Annotated in this window: 14 protein-coding genes; all 14 read left to right on the top strand. The window is 57.0% G+C overall.

All coding sequences use genetic code 11. The features are described 5' to 3' along the window. The first annotated feature begins 90 nt into the window (after positions 1 to 90). The 14 genes from SERS4_RS0116030 (at position 91) to SERS4_RS0116090 (ending at position 16885) form a co-directional block, all read left to right on the top strand. Complete coding sequence (locus SERS4_RS0116030) at positions 91 to 1023, top strand: LysR family transcriptional regulator (RefSeq protein ID WP_017893246.1); 933 nt, start codon at positions 91 to 93, stop codon at positions 1021 to 1023. Positions 1024 to 1780: 757 nt separating this feature from the next. Beyond that, positions 1781 to 2068, top strand: a complete 288-nt coding sequence (locus SERS4_RS27020) for a hypothetical protein (RefSeq protein ID WP_156816655.1) — start codon at positions 1781 to 1783, stop codon at positions 2066 to 2068. Between the two features lie 66 nt (positions 2069 to 2134). Further along, entirely contained in the window at positions 2135 to 2635 is a 501-nt protein-coding gene (locus tag SERS4_RS0116035; RefSeq protein WP_017893247.1) for a hypothetical protein, read from the top strand. A gap of 26 nt (positions 2636 to 2661) precedes the next feature. After that, the gene (gene tssJ / locus SERS4_RS0116040) at positions 2662 to 3192 is read left to right on the top strand and encodes a type VI secretion system lipoprotein TssJ (RefSeq protein WP_051071213.1); all 531 of its coding nucleotides are present in this window, start codon (positions 2662 to 2664) and stop codon (positions 3190 to 3192) included. 40 nt (positions 3193 to 3232) lie between these two features. Continuing rightward, positions 3233 to 4579 carry a type VI secretion system baseplate subunit TssK gene (tssK, locus tag SERS4_RS0116045; protein WP_026142431.1) on the top strand — a complete coding sequence of 449 codons (1347 nt, stop codon included), beginning with the start codon at positions 3233 to 3235 and terminating at the stop codon, positions 4577 to 4579. Positions 4580 to 4600: 21 nt separating this feature from the next. After that, positions 4601 to 5803, top strand: a complete 1203-nt coding sequence (locus SERS4_RS0116050; protein WP_017893250.1) for a DotU family type VI secretion system protein — start codon at positions 4601 to 4603, stop codon at positions 5801 to 5803. Next, on the top strand, positions 5803 to 9441 hold the full coding sequence (gene tssM / locus SERS4_RS0116055) for a type VI secretion system membrane subunit TssM (protein WP_017893251.1): 3639 nt from the start codon (positions 5803 to 5805) through the stop codon (positions 9439 to 9441). The genes SERS4_RS0116050 and tssM overlap by 1 nt, the downstream gene beginning before the upstream one ends. Before the next feature lie 17 nt (positions 9442 to 9458). Continuing rightward, positions 9459 to 10178 (top strand): type VI secretion system-associated protein TagF, encoded by a 720-nt coding sequence (gene tagF, locus SERS4_RS0116060; protein ID WP_017893252.1) that lies wholly within the window; start codon positions 9459 to 9461, stop codon positions 10176 to 10178. Between the two features lie 23 nt (positions 10179 to 10201). Next, entirely contained in the window at positions 10202 to 11227 is a 1026-nt protein-coding gene (tssA, locus tag SERS4_RS0116065) for a type VI secretion system protein TssA (RefSeq protein WP_012145724.1), read from the top strand. Positions 11228 to 11331: 104 nt separating this feature from the next. Next, positions 11332 to 11868 carry a type VI secretion system contractile sheath small subunit gene (gene tssB, locus SERS4_RS0116070; RefSeq protein ID WP_012145725.1) on the top strand — a complete coding sequence of 179 codons (537 nt, stop codon included), beginning with the start codon at positions 11332 to 11334 and terminating at the stop codon, positions 11866 to 11868. Between the two features lie 3 nt (positions 11869 to 11871). Next, entirely contained in the window at positions 11872 to 13377 is a 1506-nt protein-coding gene (gene tssC, locus SERS4_RS0116075; RefSeq protein WP_012145726.1) for a type VI secretion system contractile sheath large subunit, read from the top strand. Between the two features lie 280 nt (positions 13378 to 13657). Continuing rightward, entirely contained in the window at positions 13658 to 14140 is a 483-nt protein-coding gene (locus SERS4_RS0116080) for a type VI secretion system tube protein Hcp (protein ID WP_012145727.1), read from the top strand. A gap of 223 nt (positions 14141 to 14363) precedes the next feature. Continuing rightward, positions 14364 to 16112 carry a type VI secretion system-associated FHA domain protein TagH gene (gene tagH / locus SERS4_RS0116085; RefSeq protein WP_017893253.1) on the top strand — a complete coding sequence of 583 codons (1749 nt, stop codon included), beginning with the start codon at positions 14364 to 14366 and terminating at the stop codon, positions 16110 to 16112. Then, on the top strand, positions 16112 to 16885 hold the full coding sequence (locus SERS4_RS0116090) for a PP2C family serine/threonine-protein phosphatase (protein WP_012145729.1): 774 nt from the start codon (positions 16112 to 16114) through the stop codon (positions 16883 to 16885). Before tagH ends, SERS4_RS0116090 begins: the two co-directional genes overlap by 1 nt. The last annotated feature ends 14 nt before the right edge of the window (positions 16886 to 16899 follow it).

Raw genomic sequence — 16899 nt, forward strand, 5'->3', positions numbered from 1 at the left:
CCTATGTTGTTATTGAATCAGCGTGCTCTCAGCCTAAACAACGCGGTATGATTCTGGAAATGGATTATCTGTATATAGAGTATTCATAATATGAATTTATCCAACGTCGATCTTAATCTTCTGGTGGTGTTTGAGGCGGTGTACCAAACGCGCAATGTCACCGTCGCCGGCCAACGCCTGAACCGCGCTCAACCCTCGGTAAGTAATGCACTGTCCCGACTGCGTACCCTGTTTGGCGATCCCTTGTTCGTCCGCAGCGGCGGCGGCATGCTGCCCACCGCCCGAGCTCACCAACTGATGCTGCAGATACAACCGGTGTTGGAACAGATCCATCAGGCATTAACGCCGCCAACCCGTTTTGATCCGGCAACGGCCAGCCAGCGCCGATTCAGGTTCGCAGCCGGTGATTATGCGGATATCACACTGTTACCCACCATCATCAGTCGGCTGCGTCAGGCTGCACCCGGTATTGATATCCGCGTATCACGGCTGGATCGGCGTACGGTGGTGCAACAGCTTGAACGTGGAGAGATAGATGTGGCCCTGGGTGGGCATATTGAAGTGCCGGAAGGCATGCTGGTGCAGCCGTTATTTAACGAGAGTTTCACCTGTATCGCCAGCCGACATCACCCACAGCTAGCGGCCGAAAGCTGGAGTTTGCAGCAATACATTAGCCTGCCCCATGCGCTTTATACGCCGTCGGACGACGGTTCGGCACGCGGGCTCATCGATCAGAGGTTGACTGAAATGGGGCTGGCGCGGCGGGTCGCCGCGACGTTTTCACATATTATCGCGCTGCCTGCCGTGGTGGCGGGTAGCGATCTGATAGCCACCCTTGCCACCAGCGTTGCCCGGCAATTTGCCGATCCTTCACGAATTCAGTTCCTGCCGCTCCCCAGTGAATTGGCTATGTCTGCCTTCCCTATCGAATGTGTCGCCGGCCGACAGGTTAAACGCGATCCTGCGCTGGCATGGTTATGCGACACTCTCAGCCAGCTAAATCTTCCTTCTTTTCACCGTTAATCATCCACTCTGCTGTTTTAACAACCAAGCCAAGCGCCCCAGCGCGAGTGGCTTCGCGCCCAGACAAATAGGAATCCTCCTAAATTACATTCCGCTTATTTATATATGTGATCATCTTTACCCTGCAAATGGTAAGCACATAAAACAGCCTGTCACTTTTTTTTCGTTAAAAAATAGTTGTTATTTAAGTACATTGGCTTAAGTGTTACATAATTATTTCATGGTATTACCAATGAACCATTAAAAGCCACACCAGCAACAAATATATCTTAACTCAATGTTTTATATAGATTAAAAACAATTCGTGAGCGAGGTAACGATTTAAACATTGATCCAGAAGGTTATTTTGCAAATTTTCAGGGCTATTGTAGACTGCAGAATCTTTGTTTATGTGTAAACTTTGTTAAGTTTTTCGTCAGTCCATGTCTCAAATCGTGACAGATACGCTATCGGGATCGCGCGTCAACTCTCGTGCGGTAGCCATGCCTAAAGCCAGTAACAGTACGAATTACCTTATCATTACTCAATTCCCTCAACCCTGTTTAGCCGCGGTTTAAGGACCTTCCGGGTGGGGAAATTCACTGGAATTTTTGAGTCTTGAAAACCTGACCACCGTCGCTACAAAACCACGACGTACAAGCAACCAAAACATCAAGATTGTGAAGTAGCCTGATATCTATTAAACCGAAAAACGGGATTGTTTTTGAGCGACACAGCCAACTGTTCGCTGATATCTACAGGAAGCCTGACACACACAATGAAACTCATAAAAACATTGCGTCCAAGCGTGCCTTATCGTTCTTGCCATTGGCAGGAACAACATCACCCGGATGTCTCCATTTTGGTGCTAACCGACATGGGGGTTTCCCCGCGTCTGCGCCCTGAGCCTGAACTACGGCAACCCGCCAGCGAGGAGCTACGGCTTACACAGTGGCATCCTCAGCCCGTCATTCTCAAAACCAATCTCCATCTGCAAAACTCCACGACTGCGTTGGGCATCTACACCGCGCCCAGTCGTTCAGAGATATTGCTATTTGCCCCCTGAAACAGACGTTTTTATTACACAGCCCTTCATGTCATTTCTGCCCATAAAAAGATCAAAGAGGATATTGTGAAAACACGGATTGCCCTAACGCTGCTAGTCGCCCTGACGCTCGCCGGTTGTTCCACCCCGCCACCGCCGCCGCCGGCTCTCGATATCAACGCCATGATCAGCAGTGAAGTGGACGGCGTAAAACTTCAGCACCGCGCAGCCATCAAGGCCCCGCAACGGTTCAAACCCATCGGCAAGGAATACCGCAGCCTGTATGCGGCCAGCATCATGAGTAGCCCGGGTTACAGCGGCAGCGCCGTCGGCAGCCTGGACAATGCCACCGCGTTTTATGCACTGGGGGAAGTCGAAAACAATTGGCTGGCGATCACCGAGGCCGAAGGTGGAAACCTGATGGGCTACATCCAGGCCAACGCCGGCGTGCCGATTTCACGCTACAAATCGACGCTGCGTAAAGATTTACCGCGTCGTAATCGTGCTACCCGGCAGGACTGCGTGAAAGTCGGCGGTGACAGCAAAGCCTGTAAAGACAGCGGTTCTGCCACCTGGATCCTTCAGTAGTTTCCCCCTGGTTGACGAGACTCACCATGATAACAACACCCACCACCTCCCGCTGGTGCGGGATAGTGTTCCTGCTGTTGGGCGCATTGGTGCTCAACGGCTGCATGTCTTCTGCCAAGAGCGTGCCCTCGCGTTATAGCCTGGTCTTCGATGCCGACAGCCAGGTGAACGCCGCGGCAGGCCAACGACCGGCGCCGATAAAGATTCGGGTACTGCTGCTACGTTCCGATGCGGAATTTATGGACGCTGACTTCTTCAGCCTGCAGAGCGACGCCAAAAGCGTGCTCGGTGCCAGCCTGCTGGACAGCGACCAGTTCTTCCTGACCCCGGGCCAAAGGGGGAAGAAACTCGGCGGCCAAAGCACGCTCGAAACTCGTTATATCGGCATCATCGCCGAATATCAGAACCTCGATGGCAAAGCCTGGCGCATTTCACTGCCGCTGCCGGAACCCACCGAGACCAATTTCTACAAGGTGTGGCAATTCTCGCCGGATGAGCTGGAAGCCCACATCGTGGCAGGCATTAATGGCCTGCGCACCGTGAAAGATCCCGACTGACCCGCCGCAGTGCCCAAGCGAAGTAACCATAGGTGTGACGATGAAAGATGCTCATAAGGTCGTCTGGACTGAAGGGATGTTTTTACGCCCTCATCATTTCCAGCAGGCGGAAAACTATCTCGAAAGCTACATGCGTAATTGGGGCCAGGCCCACCAGGGCTATTTCTGGGGCTTCCTCCAGCTGGATTTGGATCAAACCCTGCTGCGTCAGGGCAAAATTGCGCTTAACGCCGCCAGTGGCATCATGCCGGACGGCACGCCCTTTCGTTTTTCCGGTGCCCAACAGGCACCTGCTCCGCTGGCCATTGCCGAAAACAAGACCGGCGAGAACGTGGTTCTGGCGTTGCCGACCTACCGCGCGGGCCGTGAAGACGTGATTTTTCAGGAAGCACCGGACGCGCTGGCGCGTTATCTGGCCTATGAAAACGAAGTCGACGACCTGAACGCCGTATCGGTCGGCAGCGCGGCATTGCAGTTTGGTCAGCTGCGTCTGCGTCTGATGCTGGAAAGCGAACTCAATGCCGAATGGACGGCCCTCGGCGTAACCCGGGTGCTGGAAAAACGCGGTGACGCCAGCCTGCGTCTCGATCAGGTGCAAATTCCGCCGATGCTGAACTGTCAGGGAAGCCCGGTGCTGAAAACCTTTATCAACGATCTGCAAGGCCTGCTGCAACAGCGTAGCCAGCAGATGAGTCAGCGCCTGCTGCAACCGGGGCGCGGCGGCAGTTCCGAGATGGTCGATTTCATGCTGCTGCAACTGATTAACCGCCATCTCGGCCAGGTGAGCCACGCTTACCATCTCGACCACCTGCACCCGGAACGCCTGTTCGCCGACTGGCTGCAGTTCGCCACCGAGCTAGCCAGCTTCTCGGCGCAGCGCACACCGGAAGCCCGGCTGCCGGTGTACGACCATGACAACCTGGCGCTGTGTTTCGGCAAATTGATGCTGTTGCTGCGCCAGGGGCTGTCGGTGGTACTGGAAGACAACGCCATCCAACTGACGCTGGTCGAACGCTCGCATGGTCTGAACATTGCCACCGTACAAGACACCAAAATGATGCGCGACTTCGGCTTCGTGCTGGCGGTACGTGCCGATGTCGCCGCCGAAGTGCTGCTGACTCACTTCCCGGCGCAAATGAAGATTGCCCCGGTAACGCGTATTCGCGATCTGGTGCAGTTGCAACTGCCAGGCATCGGGCTGCGCACCATGCCGGCGGCACCACGCCAGATCCCCTATCACGCGGGTTATACCTATTTCGAATTGGAAAAAGGCAGTGACCTGTGGAAGCAGATGGAAAAATCCAGCGCCTTCGCTCTGCACCTGGCCGGCGACTTCCCGGGTCTGGATATGGAATTCTGGGCGATTCGCAGCCATACGGACCGGTAACCTATGACTCAGGAAAATAACATGACGCCGGCAGGCAACCCGTTGGTAGAAGCCGCGAACCCTTTGCTGAACGCCATTTCGCAAATCCGCCAATCGGCCACCCACGCCAATCCGGCGCAGCTGCGCCAGCAACTGATCGATAAAGTTCGCCACTTCGAACTCCAGGGTCAGCGCGCCAACCTGCCGTATGAAGTGATTATCGGCGCACGTTATTGCCTGTGTACCGCGCTGGACGAAGCCGCCGCGCTAACGCCCTGGGGCAGCAGCAGCGTCTGGTCCGGCAGCGGGCTGTTAGTGACTTTCCACAACGAAACCTGGGGTGGAGAGAAGTTCTTCCAACTGCTGGCCAAGCTGTCGCAAAGCCCACGCGAACACATCCAACTGCTGGAATTGATTAACTTCTGCCTGCTGCTGGGGTTCGAAGGCCGCTATCGAGTGATGGAGAACGGCCGCTCACAGTTGGAAACCATGAAGCAACGCCTGCTGCAACTGATCCGTTCGGTACGCGGCGGTTACGCCCCGCCGCTGTCCCCCAACGCACTGGATCTGCCGGTACAGCAAAAATTGTGGCGCCCTCTGGTGCCATTGTGGGCCTGCGTAGCACTGACCGGTTTTCTGGCGTCATTGCTGTTTATCGGCCTCAACTGGCGGCTGGGCGATAGCACCAGTCCGGTGTTGGCAGCCATTTATCAGACCAACCTGCCACAGGTGGCCATCAGTAATCCGGCACCGGCGGCGCCACCGACGCTGAGCCTGAAAAGCTTCCTGCGCAAAGAAATCGCCGAAGGTCTGGTGGTGGTGCGTGACGAAGCTCAGCAGAGCGTGGTGATCCTGAAAGGGGATGGCCTGTTTGACTCCGCTGCGACAACGGTGCGCGGCAACTATATCCCGGTCATTGACCGCATTGCCGCGGCGATGAACGGCGTCAGCGGCAAGATCCTGGTCACCGGCTACAGCGATAATCTGCCGATCCGCAGCGCACGCTTCGCTTCCAACTGGGAGTTGTCACTGGCACGCGCCGACGCGGTCAGCGCCCAACTGCAGAAACACCTCGACAACCCGCAACGGGTGAAGGCGGAAGGCCGCGGTGAAAGTAACCCGGTCGCACCGAACAATAGCAAAGTGAACCGCGCGCTGAATCGCCGGGTAGAAATTACGCTGTTGGTTGCGCCAGAAAATACCCAGGCGGAAATCAACGGCTTGCCGCAAGGAAACGGAAAGTAATGCTCAGTACGTTATTCTCCATCATCACCAGCCGCCTGCTATGGGGCTTTGCCGGCATTACCGCGCTGGCGTTCATCATCTGGATGATCGGCCCGTTGGTGGCTATCGGCGATTATCGGCCGCTGGAGCCGGCACTCAACCGTCAGTTAACCATCGGCGCTATCTATCTGATCTGGTTCCTGTGCCGCATTATTCCACGCATCTACAGTGCCTGGTTCAACCGCCGCATGCTGAGTAACCTGCGTGCCGCCGAAGAAGTTCCGGCAGAAAACGGCAAGCCGGTAGCCAAACAGGATGAGCAGTTGGCCCAGCGCTTTGATGAAGCGGCGCAATTGTTGAAGAAAGCCCGCTTCGCACCGGGTCAGGGGGACAGCAAACACCGCTGGATGACCCACTTCAGCAGCCAATATCTCTACCAGCTGCCGTGGTATGTGATCATCGGTGCGCCGGGTGCCGGTAAAACCACCGCGCTGGTCAACTCCGGCCTGCATTTTCCGCTGGCGGATCGCTTCGGCAAGTCTGCCCTGCGCGGTGTGGGCGGTACCCGTAACTGCGACTGGTGGTTCACCAATGACGCCGTGCTGCTTGATACCGCGGGTCGTTATACCACGCAGGAAAGTCAGCGCGAGGAAGACGCCGACGAGTGGAAAAGCTTCGTCGGCCTGCTGAAAAAATACCGTACCCGTCAGCCGATCAACGGCGTGATGGTGACCATCAGCATCGCCGACCTGTTGAGCGAAAGTAGCGAAGCCCGCGCCGCGCAGGCCAGCTCACTGCGTAAACGCCTGATTGAGCTGCATGAACAGTTGGGGATCCATTTCCCGGTTTATGTGTTGGTCACCAAGACCGACCTGCTAAATGGCTTTATGGCCTATTTCAACGGCTTTGATAAAGCGCAGCGCGAGCAAATCTGGGGGTTCACCTTCCCCTATGAAGCATCGCGTCAGCCAGATTTCAATCTGAATGCCACCTTCGAACAACAGTATGCTTTGCTGCAGCAGCGACTGGATGCCGCGCTGCCTGAGACCTTGCTGGTTGAGCATGATGGTCGCCAGCGGGCCGAAAGCTACCTGTTCCCGCAGGAATTCGCGGCCCTGCGTCCGCTGCTGGGCCAGTATCTGGAACAGGTGTTTGCCACCTCCAGTTTTGAAACCCGCTTCACCCCGCGCGGTATTTACTTCACCAGCGGCACCCAGGAAGGTCTGCCGTTCGATCGGGTGATGGGCGAACTGAACCGTTACCTGCAATTGCCAACGGCGAACAGCCAACCACACGCCAACCCGGCCTGGAACCATGTGGATCCGGCCGCACCCATCCCGGCTGGCAAGGGGCAAAGCTTCTTCCTGAAAGACACGCTGGAATCGGTGATTTTCCAGGAGTCCGGGTTGGCGGGCAGCAACCGCTGGTGGGAATACCGTAACCGCGCTGTGCATTGGGCGGGCTATATCCTGCTGGCGGCCTGCCTGGCGATCCTGGCGATTTTCTGGTTCACCAGCTACAGCAACAACAAGGCTTATCTGGCTGAAGTGGCCGCCAAGGTACCCGGCGTAGAACGCCAGGGACTGGGTCTGACGCAGTTGGGCAATGGCGATATGCTTTCGCTGCTGCCGTTCCTCAACAGCGTGCTGCATTTGCCGGACAGTCAGAATTTTTCGCTGGAAGATCCCCCGTTCACCTATCGCATGGGGCTGTACCGTGGCGATCAGGTCAGTGATGCCAGCGACTCGCTGTATCAGAAAACGCTAAAGGAGTTGCTGCTGCCACAGGTGGCACAGCAGATCGCCACGACGCTGCGCAACGACAACCACGGCGATGCCGATTTTAGCTACGAAGCGCTGAAGGCCTACCAGATGCTGTATCTGCCGAAACAGTATGACGGCAAATTCCTGCGCGCCTGGGTAATGCTCAACCTGCAACGCAACCTGCCGCAGGGCAGCACCCAGAAGCAGCTGCAGCAGATTGAATGGCATCTGAGCCAATTGCTCGACGAGCAGATCCAGGCTTCGCCTTACGCCAAAGATGAACCTATGGTGGAACAGGCCCAGGCCGCGCTAAACCGTGCTCCCCTGTCGCAGCGGGTGTACGGCCGTCTGAAACGCCTGCTGCTTAAGCAAACCGAGATTAAACCGGTCAGCTTGGTTGACCTGGCCGGCCCGCAGACCGAACTGGCCTTTTCGCGCAAAAGCGGCAAGCCGGTGACCGACGGGGTGCCAGGTCTGTTTACCTCACGGGGCTATTGGAAAACCTTCAACGACAATATTGATCCGGTGACCGATACCCTGCGTCAGGAAGATGTTTGGGTACTGAACAGCAAAACCCCGGATCAGAAAAACGCCGATTTGATCAAAACCATTCGCCAACTGTACATGCAGGACTTTATCAGCGCCTGGGATGAACTGCTGGGTGATATTCAGTTGGCCAATATCGGAAACCTGAGTCAGCGCATCAGCAGCGCACGCTTGTTGTCTGGCAACCCTTCGCCGATGCGTAACCTGCTGGTTAACGTCAGCAAAAATGTCACCCTGCGCGACGAGAAAAGCACTGCTGATTCCCGTTCGCTGCTGGATAAAACCGAAGACAGGCTGAGCCAGAGTGCCAACCACCAACTGGAAGCCCTGTTCACCAATCGACCGGCCAACGCCGACGGCGATGTCTCTGCCCAGCCGGAACAACTGGTGATGGCGCATTTCGCCGCATTACTGGAGCTGGCGCAAAGTCAGGGAGAAGGCAACAAGGCGATCCCGTTCGACAGCGTGCTGAAACAGGTTGATGAGTTGTACAGCTACCTGACCGCGGTTCAGGGCGCGGCCAACAGCGGCATGTCGGCACCGCCCAGCGATATCATCCCGCGCTTGCAGGCCGAGTCCGGTCGTTTACCGGTGCCGTTCAAACAGATGCTGCTGTCGCTGGCGATTGGTGCCAGCAGCGACACGCAACGCAAAGAGATGGAAAACGTCAAGAAACGCATCAGCGTCGAAGTCGGCAGCTTCTGCCGCCAGGCGATTGCCGGGCGTTATCCTCTGGTCGCCCGGGCACGTCAGGAAGTGACGCCAGACGATTTGGCGCGCATGTTTGCGCCGAACAGCGGGCTGATGGACAGCTTCTTCCGTGACAATTTGCAGGGCAAGGTCGACACCACCCGTGCCAACTGGCGTTTCACTCCCGGCGTAGACGGCAAAACGCTGCCCGGTGGCGAAGGCATCCTGCGTTCATTCCAGCAGGCGCAACGCATTCGTGACGCCTTCTTCGCCAACGGCACCGCCACGCCGTCTTACCGCGTGACCGTTCGACCGGTACGGATGGATAACGACATCCTCAACCTGACGCTGGATATCGACGGGCAACTGTTCAAATACAGCCACGGGCCGCAGGTTCCTCTGGTGATCAGTTGGCCGGGTACCCGTAATACCAATCAGGTGCACCTGCAGCTGGCGCTGGCCAACGGCTCCACCGCCAGCCTGGTCACCAGCGGCCCCTGGGCGCTGAACCGTTTGGTGGATATGGCGCAGACTTCCGCCGGCAGCAGCAGCCTCGGTCGTCAGGCCACCTTTAACCTGGATGGCCACCGCGTAACGCTGGAGTTCACTCCCAACAGTATCCGTAATCCGTTCCAGTTACCGGCATTCTCCTGCCCGTAGGCCCGAAGGACAAGATGATGAGCAATGACCTGATCCCGACCACAAGCATTGGCTGGTATGGCAAGATCCCTTCCGCCGGTGACTTCCTGCAGCGTCGTCTGCCGGATATGGTGGTTAACAATTGGGCCCACTGGTTCCATAACGGCCTGGTGAATCTGCAGCGCAATCCACCGGGCCCGAACGGAAATCCTTTCAGCAATGCGCCCGTGTGGAACTTCGTCATTCCGGCCACGCTCGGCAGTCAGTATGTCCAGATGGGCTGCCTGTTGCCCGCTCGTGACCGGGTGGGACGTCATTACCCGATCTGCGCCCTGCGCCTGTTCTGCCAGCAAGACTGGCGAACTCAGCAGTTGAACATGGCGGCGGAATGGTACAACCAGCTCGGCCACCGGCTGCTCAATGGCGTGCGCAACGGTTTCTCCGCCGAGCAGCTCGACCGTTCGCTGCTGGAGATCCCTGCCCTGCCGACCCCACCGGCGGAGGCCGACTCCGAGATCCTGTCGATTATTGGCTTCCAGCATCCGGACGTGCCCGGCCTGGGCTGGCAACAGGCGGCCGACTGTTTCGACCCGGCGCAATACACCAGTTTCTGGTGGACCAACCAGGCCGATGGACATCCACTCTATACCCATGTGCACAGCGGTAACCTTACCGTGCAACTGTTCTCTCTGCTGTTTGAACCCAATGGCTGGGCGCGCCCCGGTCGTGGCGGTCAATATCCGCAGATGTTTGATTAATCTCGCCTGTTGAAGGAAATTTTATGGCTATCGACACCCTGTTAGCCCCGGTTGACGCAGAAAATCCCTGCGGCGAAAACCTGGAATATGACACCGATTTTCTGGCGATGGAGCAGGCTGCGACCGGTAAGAGCGAGCAGCAGTTCGGCAGCACTATCATTCCGGCAGAAGCACCGGACTGGGTGCAGGTGGAACGGCTCGCGACCACGTTGCTGATGCGTACCAAAGATTTACGGGTGATGCTGTGCCTGACCCGCGCCTGGACGCAACTGCGCGGATTGCAAGGTTACGCCGACGGTCTGATGCTGATCCACCAGGCGCTGGAGCGCTACTGGGACACGCTGCTGCCGTTGCTGGAGTTCGACGGCGAGGCTGACCCGCTGTTTCGCATCAACGTGCTGGCCGATCTCGGCGACAAGGCCGCGCTGACCACCAGCGTGCGCGCCGCGCCGCTGCTGAAAGGGGCTACCGGTGAAATCTCGCTGCGCGACGCCGGGGCCCTGCTCGACGGCAGTAAGCTCGAGTGCCCGACCTTTCCTGGCGGCCGTGCGCGCCTGCAGGATGAACTGTCTCAGCCGGAGCGCCCGGAGGCGCAATTAGTGATACGCATCGCCGAAACCCTCGCGGCCATCCGTACTACGGTCACTCGCCATTTAGGCGAAAGCGCCCTGCCGGAAATGCACAACCTGACAAAAATTTTCGCCCTGGTCGCTCAGTTCGGCCAGGACAGCGCCCCGGCCAGCGAGTCAGCCGAACAGCCAAATGACGCCGCCGTACCACCGACCAGCGCTGCCGCAGCGGCCCCGGCCGCCACGCTCAACTGGCGCAGTGCGCAAATTCAGTCACGCGACGACGCCCAACTGATGCTGGACAAGGTAAAACACTATTTTCGTCTTCATGAGCCCAGCCACCCGGCGCCGCTGATGATCGACCGGGTACAGCGGCTGATTGCACTGGACTTTATGCAAATAATCCGCGATTTGGCACCCGATGGTCTTAACCAACTGGAGACCATTCTAGGTCGCCCCGATAACGAGGAGAACAACTAGCCGCCGACCCCTTTGTTCTCTTAACGATACTCATAACCGCATTTGAACCTGACTCTCCAAGCCGGAAGAGGCGCGTTCCCAATCGCCATTAGATGGAGTAAATCATGCCAAACTCGAAATCCCGTAGCGGGCAGAAATTTATCGCCCGCAACCGCGCACCGCGCGTACAGATTGAATACGATGTCGAAATTTATGGCGCAGAGCGCAAAATCCAGTTGCCGTTCGTGATGGGCGTGATGGCAGACCTGGTGGGGAAATCGGTTGATCCACAGGCGAGCGTTGATGAGCGCAAGTTCCTGGAGATCGACATCGACAACTTCGATGAACGCATGAAATCGCTGAAACCGCGCGTTGCCTATCAGGTCGACAACACCCTGACCGGCGAAGGCAAGCTGAATATCGATCTGACGTTTGAAAGCATGGAAGACTTCTCCCCTGCGGCGATTGCCCGCAAGGTGGACGCGCTGGACAACCTGCTGGACGCCCGCACCCAGCTTTCCAACCTGTTGTCTTATATGGACGGTAAAAACGGCGCTGAAGAACTGATCTCCAAAATCCTGCAAAACCCGGCCTTACTGCAATCCCTGACCGATGCGCCGAAACCGGCCGCCACGGACGACAACAATCAGCGTGAGGACTAATCGATGAGCAACTCGCCTCAGCAACAAAAAGCGCTGCAGACCAGCGAAGCTTTCTCCAGCGATGAATTCAGCGCGCTGCTGAACAAAGAGTTTCGTCCCAAGACCGATCAGGCCAAGGAAGCGGTAGAAAATGCGGTAAAAACCCTGGCGCAGCAGGCGCTGGAAAACACCGTGACGGTCTCCTCTGACGCCTATCGCACCATTCAGGCGCTGATCGCCGAAATCGACGAAAAACTGTCGCAACAGGTTAACCAAATTATCCACCACGCCGAATTCCAGAAGCTGGAAGGCGCCTGGCATGGCCTGCACTATCTGGTCAACAACTCCGAAACCGATGAAATGCTGAAAATCCGCTTTATGAGCATTTCCAAGCAGGAGCTGGGCCGCACGCTGAAGCGCCATAAAGGTGTGGGCTGGGACCAGAGCCCCATCTTCAAGAAAGTGTACGAGGAAGAGTACGGTCAGTTCGGCGGCGAACCCTTCGGTTGCCTGGTGGGCGATTACTACTTCGACCACAGCCCACAAGACGTAGAGTTGCTGGGCGAAATGGCGAAAATCAGTGCCGCCTCCCACTGCCCGTTCATCGCCGGTACCGCACCGAGCGTGATGCAGATGGAGTCCTGGCAGGAGCTGTCCAACCCACGCGATTTGACCAAGATCTTCCAAAATACCGAATACGCCGCCTGGCGCAGCCTGCGTGAATCGGAAGATGCCCGCTATCTGGGCCTGGTAATGCCGCGATTCCTGGCGCGCCTGCCGTATGGCATCCGAACCAATCCGGTTGACGAGTTCGACTTTGAGGAAGAAACCGACGGCGCGAACCACGGTAACTACACCTGGACCAACGCCGCCTACGCCATGGCCGCCAACATCAACCGCTCGTTCAAAGAGTTCGGCTGGTGTACCGCGATCCGTGGGGTGGAGTCTGGCGGTGCGGTAGAGAACCTGCCGTGCCACACCTTCCCGAGCGACGACGGCGGCGTGGACATGAAGTGCCCGACCGAGATCGCCATCAGCGATCGTCGCGAGGCCGAGCTGGCCAAGAACGGCTTCATGCCGTTGGTACACCGGAAAAACTCCGACTTTGCCGCCTTTATCGGTGCCCAGTCGCTGCAAAAGCCGGCCGAATACTACGACGCCGATGCATCTGCCAATGCTCAGCTCTCCGCCCGTCTGCCTTATCTGTTCGCCTGCTGCCGCTTCGCGCATTACCTGAAGTGCATCGTCCGTGACAAGATCGGTTCTTTCCGCGAGCGCGACGATATGGAACGTTGGTTAAACGACTGGATCATGAACTACGTGGACGGCGACCCGGCCAACTCCTCGCAGGAAACCAAGTCGCGTAAACCGCTGGCCGCTGCGGAAGTTCAGGTGGAAGAGATCGAAGACAACCCGGGCTACTACAGCGCCAAGTTCTTCCTGCGCCCACATTACCAATTGGAAGGCTTGACCGTCTCCCTGCGTCTGGTATCGAAACTGCCTTCACTGAAGCAGAACGACGCATCCTGACGTGCTGAAAGTCAGGCCGTGGGTCTGGTGAAAACATTGCCGGTAATTCCGATGATGGTTATCAGCAGGATAACCCGCAGTAATCAGCATTGAGCCATTGTCGTTTTTTAATGATGGCTCGGTAATTAATACCGATAGTATTCGGTATTTAATAAGGTGCATGGCACAAGGATATTAAATGGTAGTGCATTGCCAAATTTTCAATTCCTGCTGCTATTACCTGATTTTTTCAACGTAACGTTAATACTACTGTTAACCCTTAATAAAGAGTGAAGATACTATGGCTATTGATATGTTCCTGAAAGTTGAAGGTGCCAGCGGTGAATCTAAAGATTCAAATCACAAAGGCTGGACCGACATTACTTCTTTCTCCTGGGGCGCTTCTCAACCAGGCAACATGAGCGTGGGTGGTGGCGGCGGTGCCGGTAAGGTTTGCTTTAACGATCTGCATGTCAATGCGCTGGTCGACAAATCAACCCCGGCGCTGCTGAAGCACTGCTCCAGCGGTAAACACCTGACCAAGATTGAACTGTCAGTCTGTAAAGCCGGTGGCAGCCAGGTTGAATACGTCAAAATCACTCTGGACGACGTGCTGGTCACTGCCGTGCAGTACACCGGTGCCGGCGGTGAAGACACCGTGGGCGTAACCTACTCTTTCCAGGCATCGAAAGTTAAACAGCAGTACTGGGAGCAGAGTGATAAAGGTGGTAAAGGCGCAGAAAGCAGCGCAGGTTGGAATATCAAGGAAAACCGCGAAGCTTAATCTGTTTCCCCCGGTTCCGGCCGGGGGCTATTTATACCCGCTCATTAGTAAATCGGGTTATTCGTGCCTGCAGTCATCTCGCCATTAATATTAAAATAGAAAGCCAGTCACAAAATAAAAAATCCGCATGCTAACCGGTTTACCAAAATAACCGCCAATTTTGGTAAGCCAGACACCGAAATAATAATTAACTGCAATATATCCTAATCAGCAGGAATGCCTTATGCGATTTTCTATTGTCAAAAATAAAAGTGGCCAGGTTCCGCCACAGAGCAGCTGCGACTTTCTGCCGCCCGGCGGCACCATTGGCCGTAGCGTGGACAACAACCTGGTATTGCCGGACGAAGAGCGTGCCATCTCCCGGTTGCAGGCGATCGTACATATTTCTGCTGATGGCGAATGCCGCGTAACCAACCGTGGCAACGTCACCCGCGTGTTGCTGAACGATATTCCCCTGGAGCGCGGTCGTCAGGTAGAGCTGCAGGATGGTGATATTCTCGGCATCGACGATTACCAGATCCAGGTCAGCTCCTTACAGCAAGCGGCTGCACCGCAGGATCAGCCGGCAATTAAAACCGCCGACACCGCGCCAGTCACTACGCCGGCTGCCAAAGAGAAAGCGGCAGCCCCCATCCCGAATGAGATCTGGGACAGCCTGGTAGAAGAGTTCACGCCAGCCGCGGCGGTGACTGCGCCCCCGGCACCGGTCATTAATCAGGACCGCCATCCGCTGCTGGAAACGCCGGAGCCTGAGATGAACCCGGCCGATCCGCTGGCGCAATTGGCGGGCGACGTCGAACTACGTCAACTGCAGTCGCAGCAAACCGATCCGGCAATGTTGTTCAACACCGACACCACTTTCGAACGCGATCCTATTTTGGCCGATACCACCCCAAGTGCGCTGTTGGCCGAACAACGCCCGACCACCAGCCAGGCGGCGCCGATCAAACCCGCTGAGGCGGAAAAAAATGCCCAGGAGCTCGATCCGCTGGCGCTGTTTGGCGGTTCTTCTGCCCCCACGTCGCCGGACGCGTTGAACAGCAACGATCCGCTCGGCCTGCTGATGGGCAGCGCTGTCCCCCTGACACAGCCAGAGCCTCCGGCTGCGGTGCCACCACCGGCGTCCCCATTACAGCAACCGGTGGTGGCCGCCCCGATGGAAGCACCACAACCCAAAGCCGCGCCGCAGCCGGTCGCTCAACCGCAGCCCATGCCGCAACCTGAGCCACAGTTTTCGCCTTCAACCCCACCGCCTTCACCGCAACCGCGTCCACGCCCGGCCAACCGCCTGGGTATCGATCCTATTGCCTATCAGACTGCGCGTGCCCAAAACGGTAGCGCACCTGCGGGAGAGCGGTTGGAAGGCCCACTGTTAGCCGCATTACTGCAGGGGGTGGGTCTGGATGACCTGCAGCCACAGCCGCACTTTGATGAGCAACAGCTCCGCCAGGCCGGTCGACTGCTGAGCCTGTTTTCTCAGGGGACCGTCGCCCTGCTCTCTTCCCGCTCAATCCTTAAGCGCGGAGTGAAGGCCGAGATGACCATGATCCTCGACGAGGCCAATAACCCGTTCAAACTGCTGCCCTCGGGCAAAACGGTATTGATGCAGATGTTCGGCAGCAAAATGCCGGGGTTTATGCCGCCGGAACAGGCGGTACGCGACGCACTGATCGACCTGCAGGCACACCAGTTAGGCATGATCGCCGGTATTCGCGCCATCATCGCTGCCATGCTGCAGTCGTTCAATCCAGATCGCCTCGAAGAGGAGGCGCGTAAGGAGGGCGCGGCACCTCGCCTGTCCCTGCCGGCCAGCCGCAAGGCGGCGCTGTGGGATTACTTCGTGAAAAGCTATCAGCAGACCTCCGGCGAAATCGAAGACGACTTTCACACCCTGTTCGGTGAAGCCTTCCTGCACGCCTATGACGTTGAAGTGAATCAATATAAAGACTCACAGACCCAACCGGACGCGTAATGAATATCACTATAGCCTCTACCTCCAATCAGGGCGGCCGCGCCTCTAATCAGGATCAGACCGGTGAAGTGGTCGGTAACCGCGCCGCCTGTTTCGTGGTCTGTGACGGCATCGCCGGTTTTCCCGGTGGTGACGTTGCCGCCAAACTGGCACACGACACCATCCTGCAAAACTTCGACGGCGAAAAACATCTCAATGCCCAGAGCATTCGCCAACACATTGCCAGTGCCAATGCCGCCATCCACCAGCAGCAACGGCAGTCGGACGAATACGGCAAGATGGGCACCACGCTGGTCAGCCTGTTTATCGATCGCGATTACCAACTGGCTTACTGGGCGCACGCCGGTGACAGCCGTTTGTACCTGTTCCGGCGCGGCTACCTGCATTCGGTGACCACCGACCACAGCCTGATCCAGCAAATGCAGGACGCCGGCTACCAAACCAGCGGCATCAACAGCAACCTGCTGTATTTCGCCCTGGGACTGAATGAAGAACGCGACGCCAGTTACAGCGACGTGTTGCAACTGGAAGACGGCGACGTTTTCCTGCTGTGTACCGACGGTTTTTGGCACAGCTTTAGCCAGTCTGAACTGGAACAATCGCTACATATGGTCAACTCCCCCAGCGAGTGGATTGCCCTGATGGAGCAGGCATGGAAGAAAAATAATAACAGCGATAACTACAGCGCTATCGCCGTCTGGATTGGCTCACCGCAGGAAACCACCCTGCTGCATTCTCTGGCGGATGCGGAGCGGTTTCTGTCCCGCGACTGAGTCAGGTACAAATT

The organism is Serratia sp. S4, from assembly GCF_000347995.1.
In the GTDB taxonomy this organism is placed as follows: domain Bacteria; phylum Pseudomonadota; class Gammaproteobacteria; order Enterobacterales; family Enterobacteriaceae; genus Serratia; species Serratia quinivorans.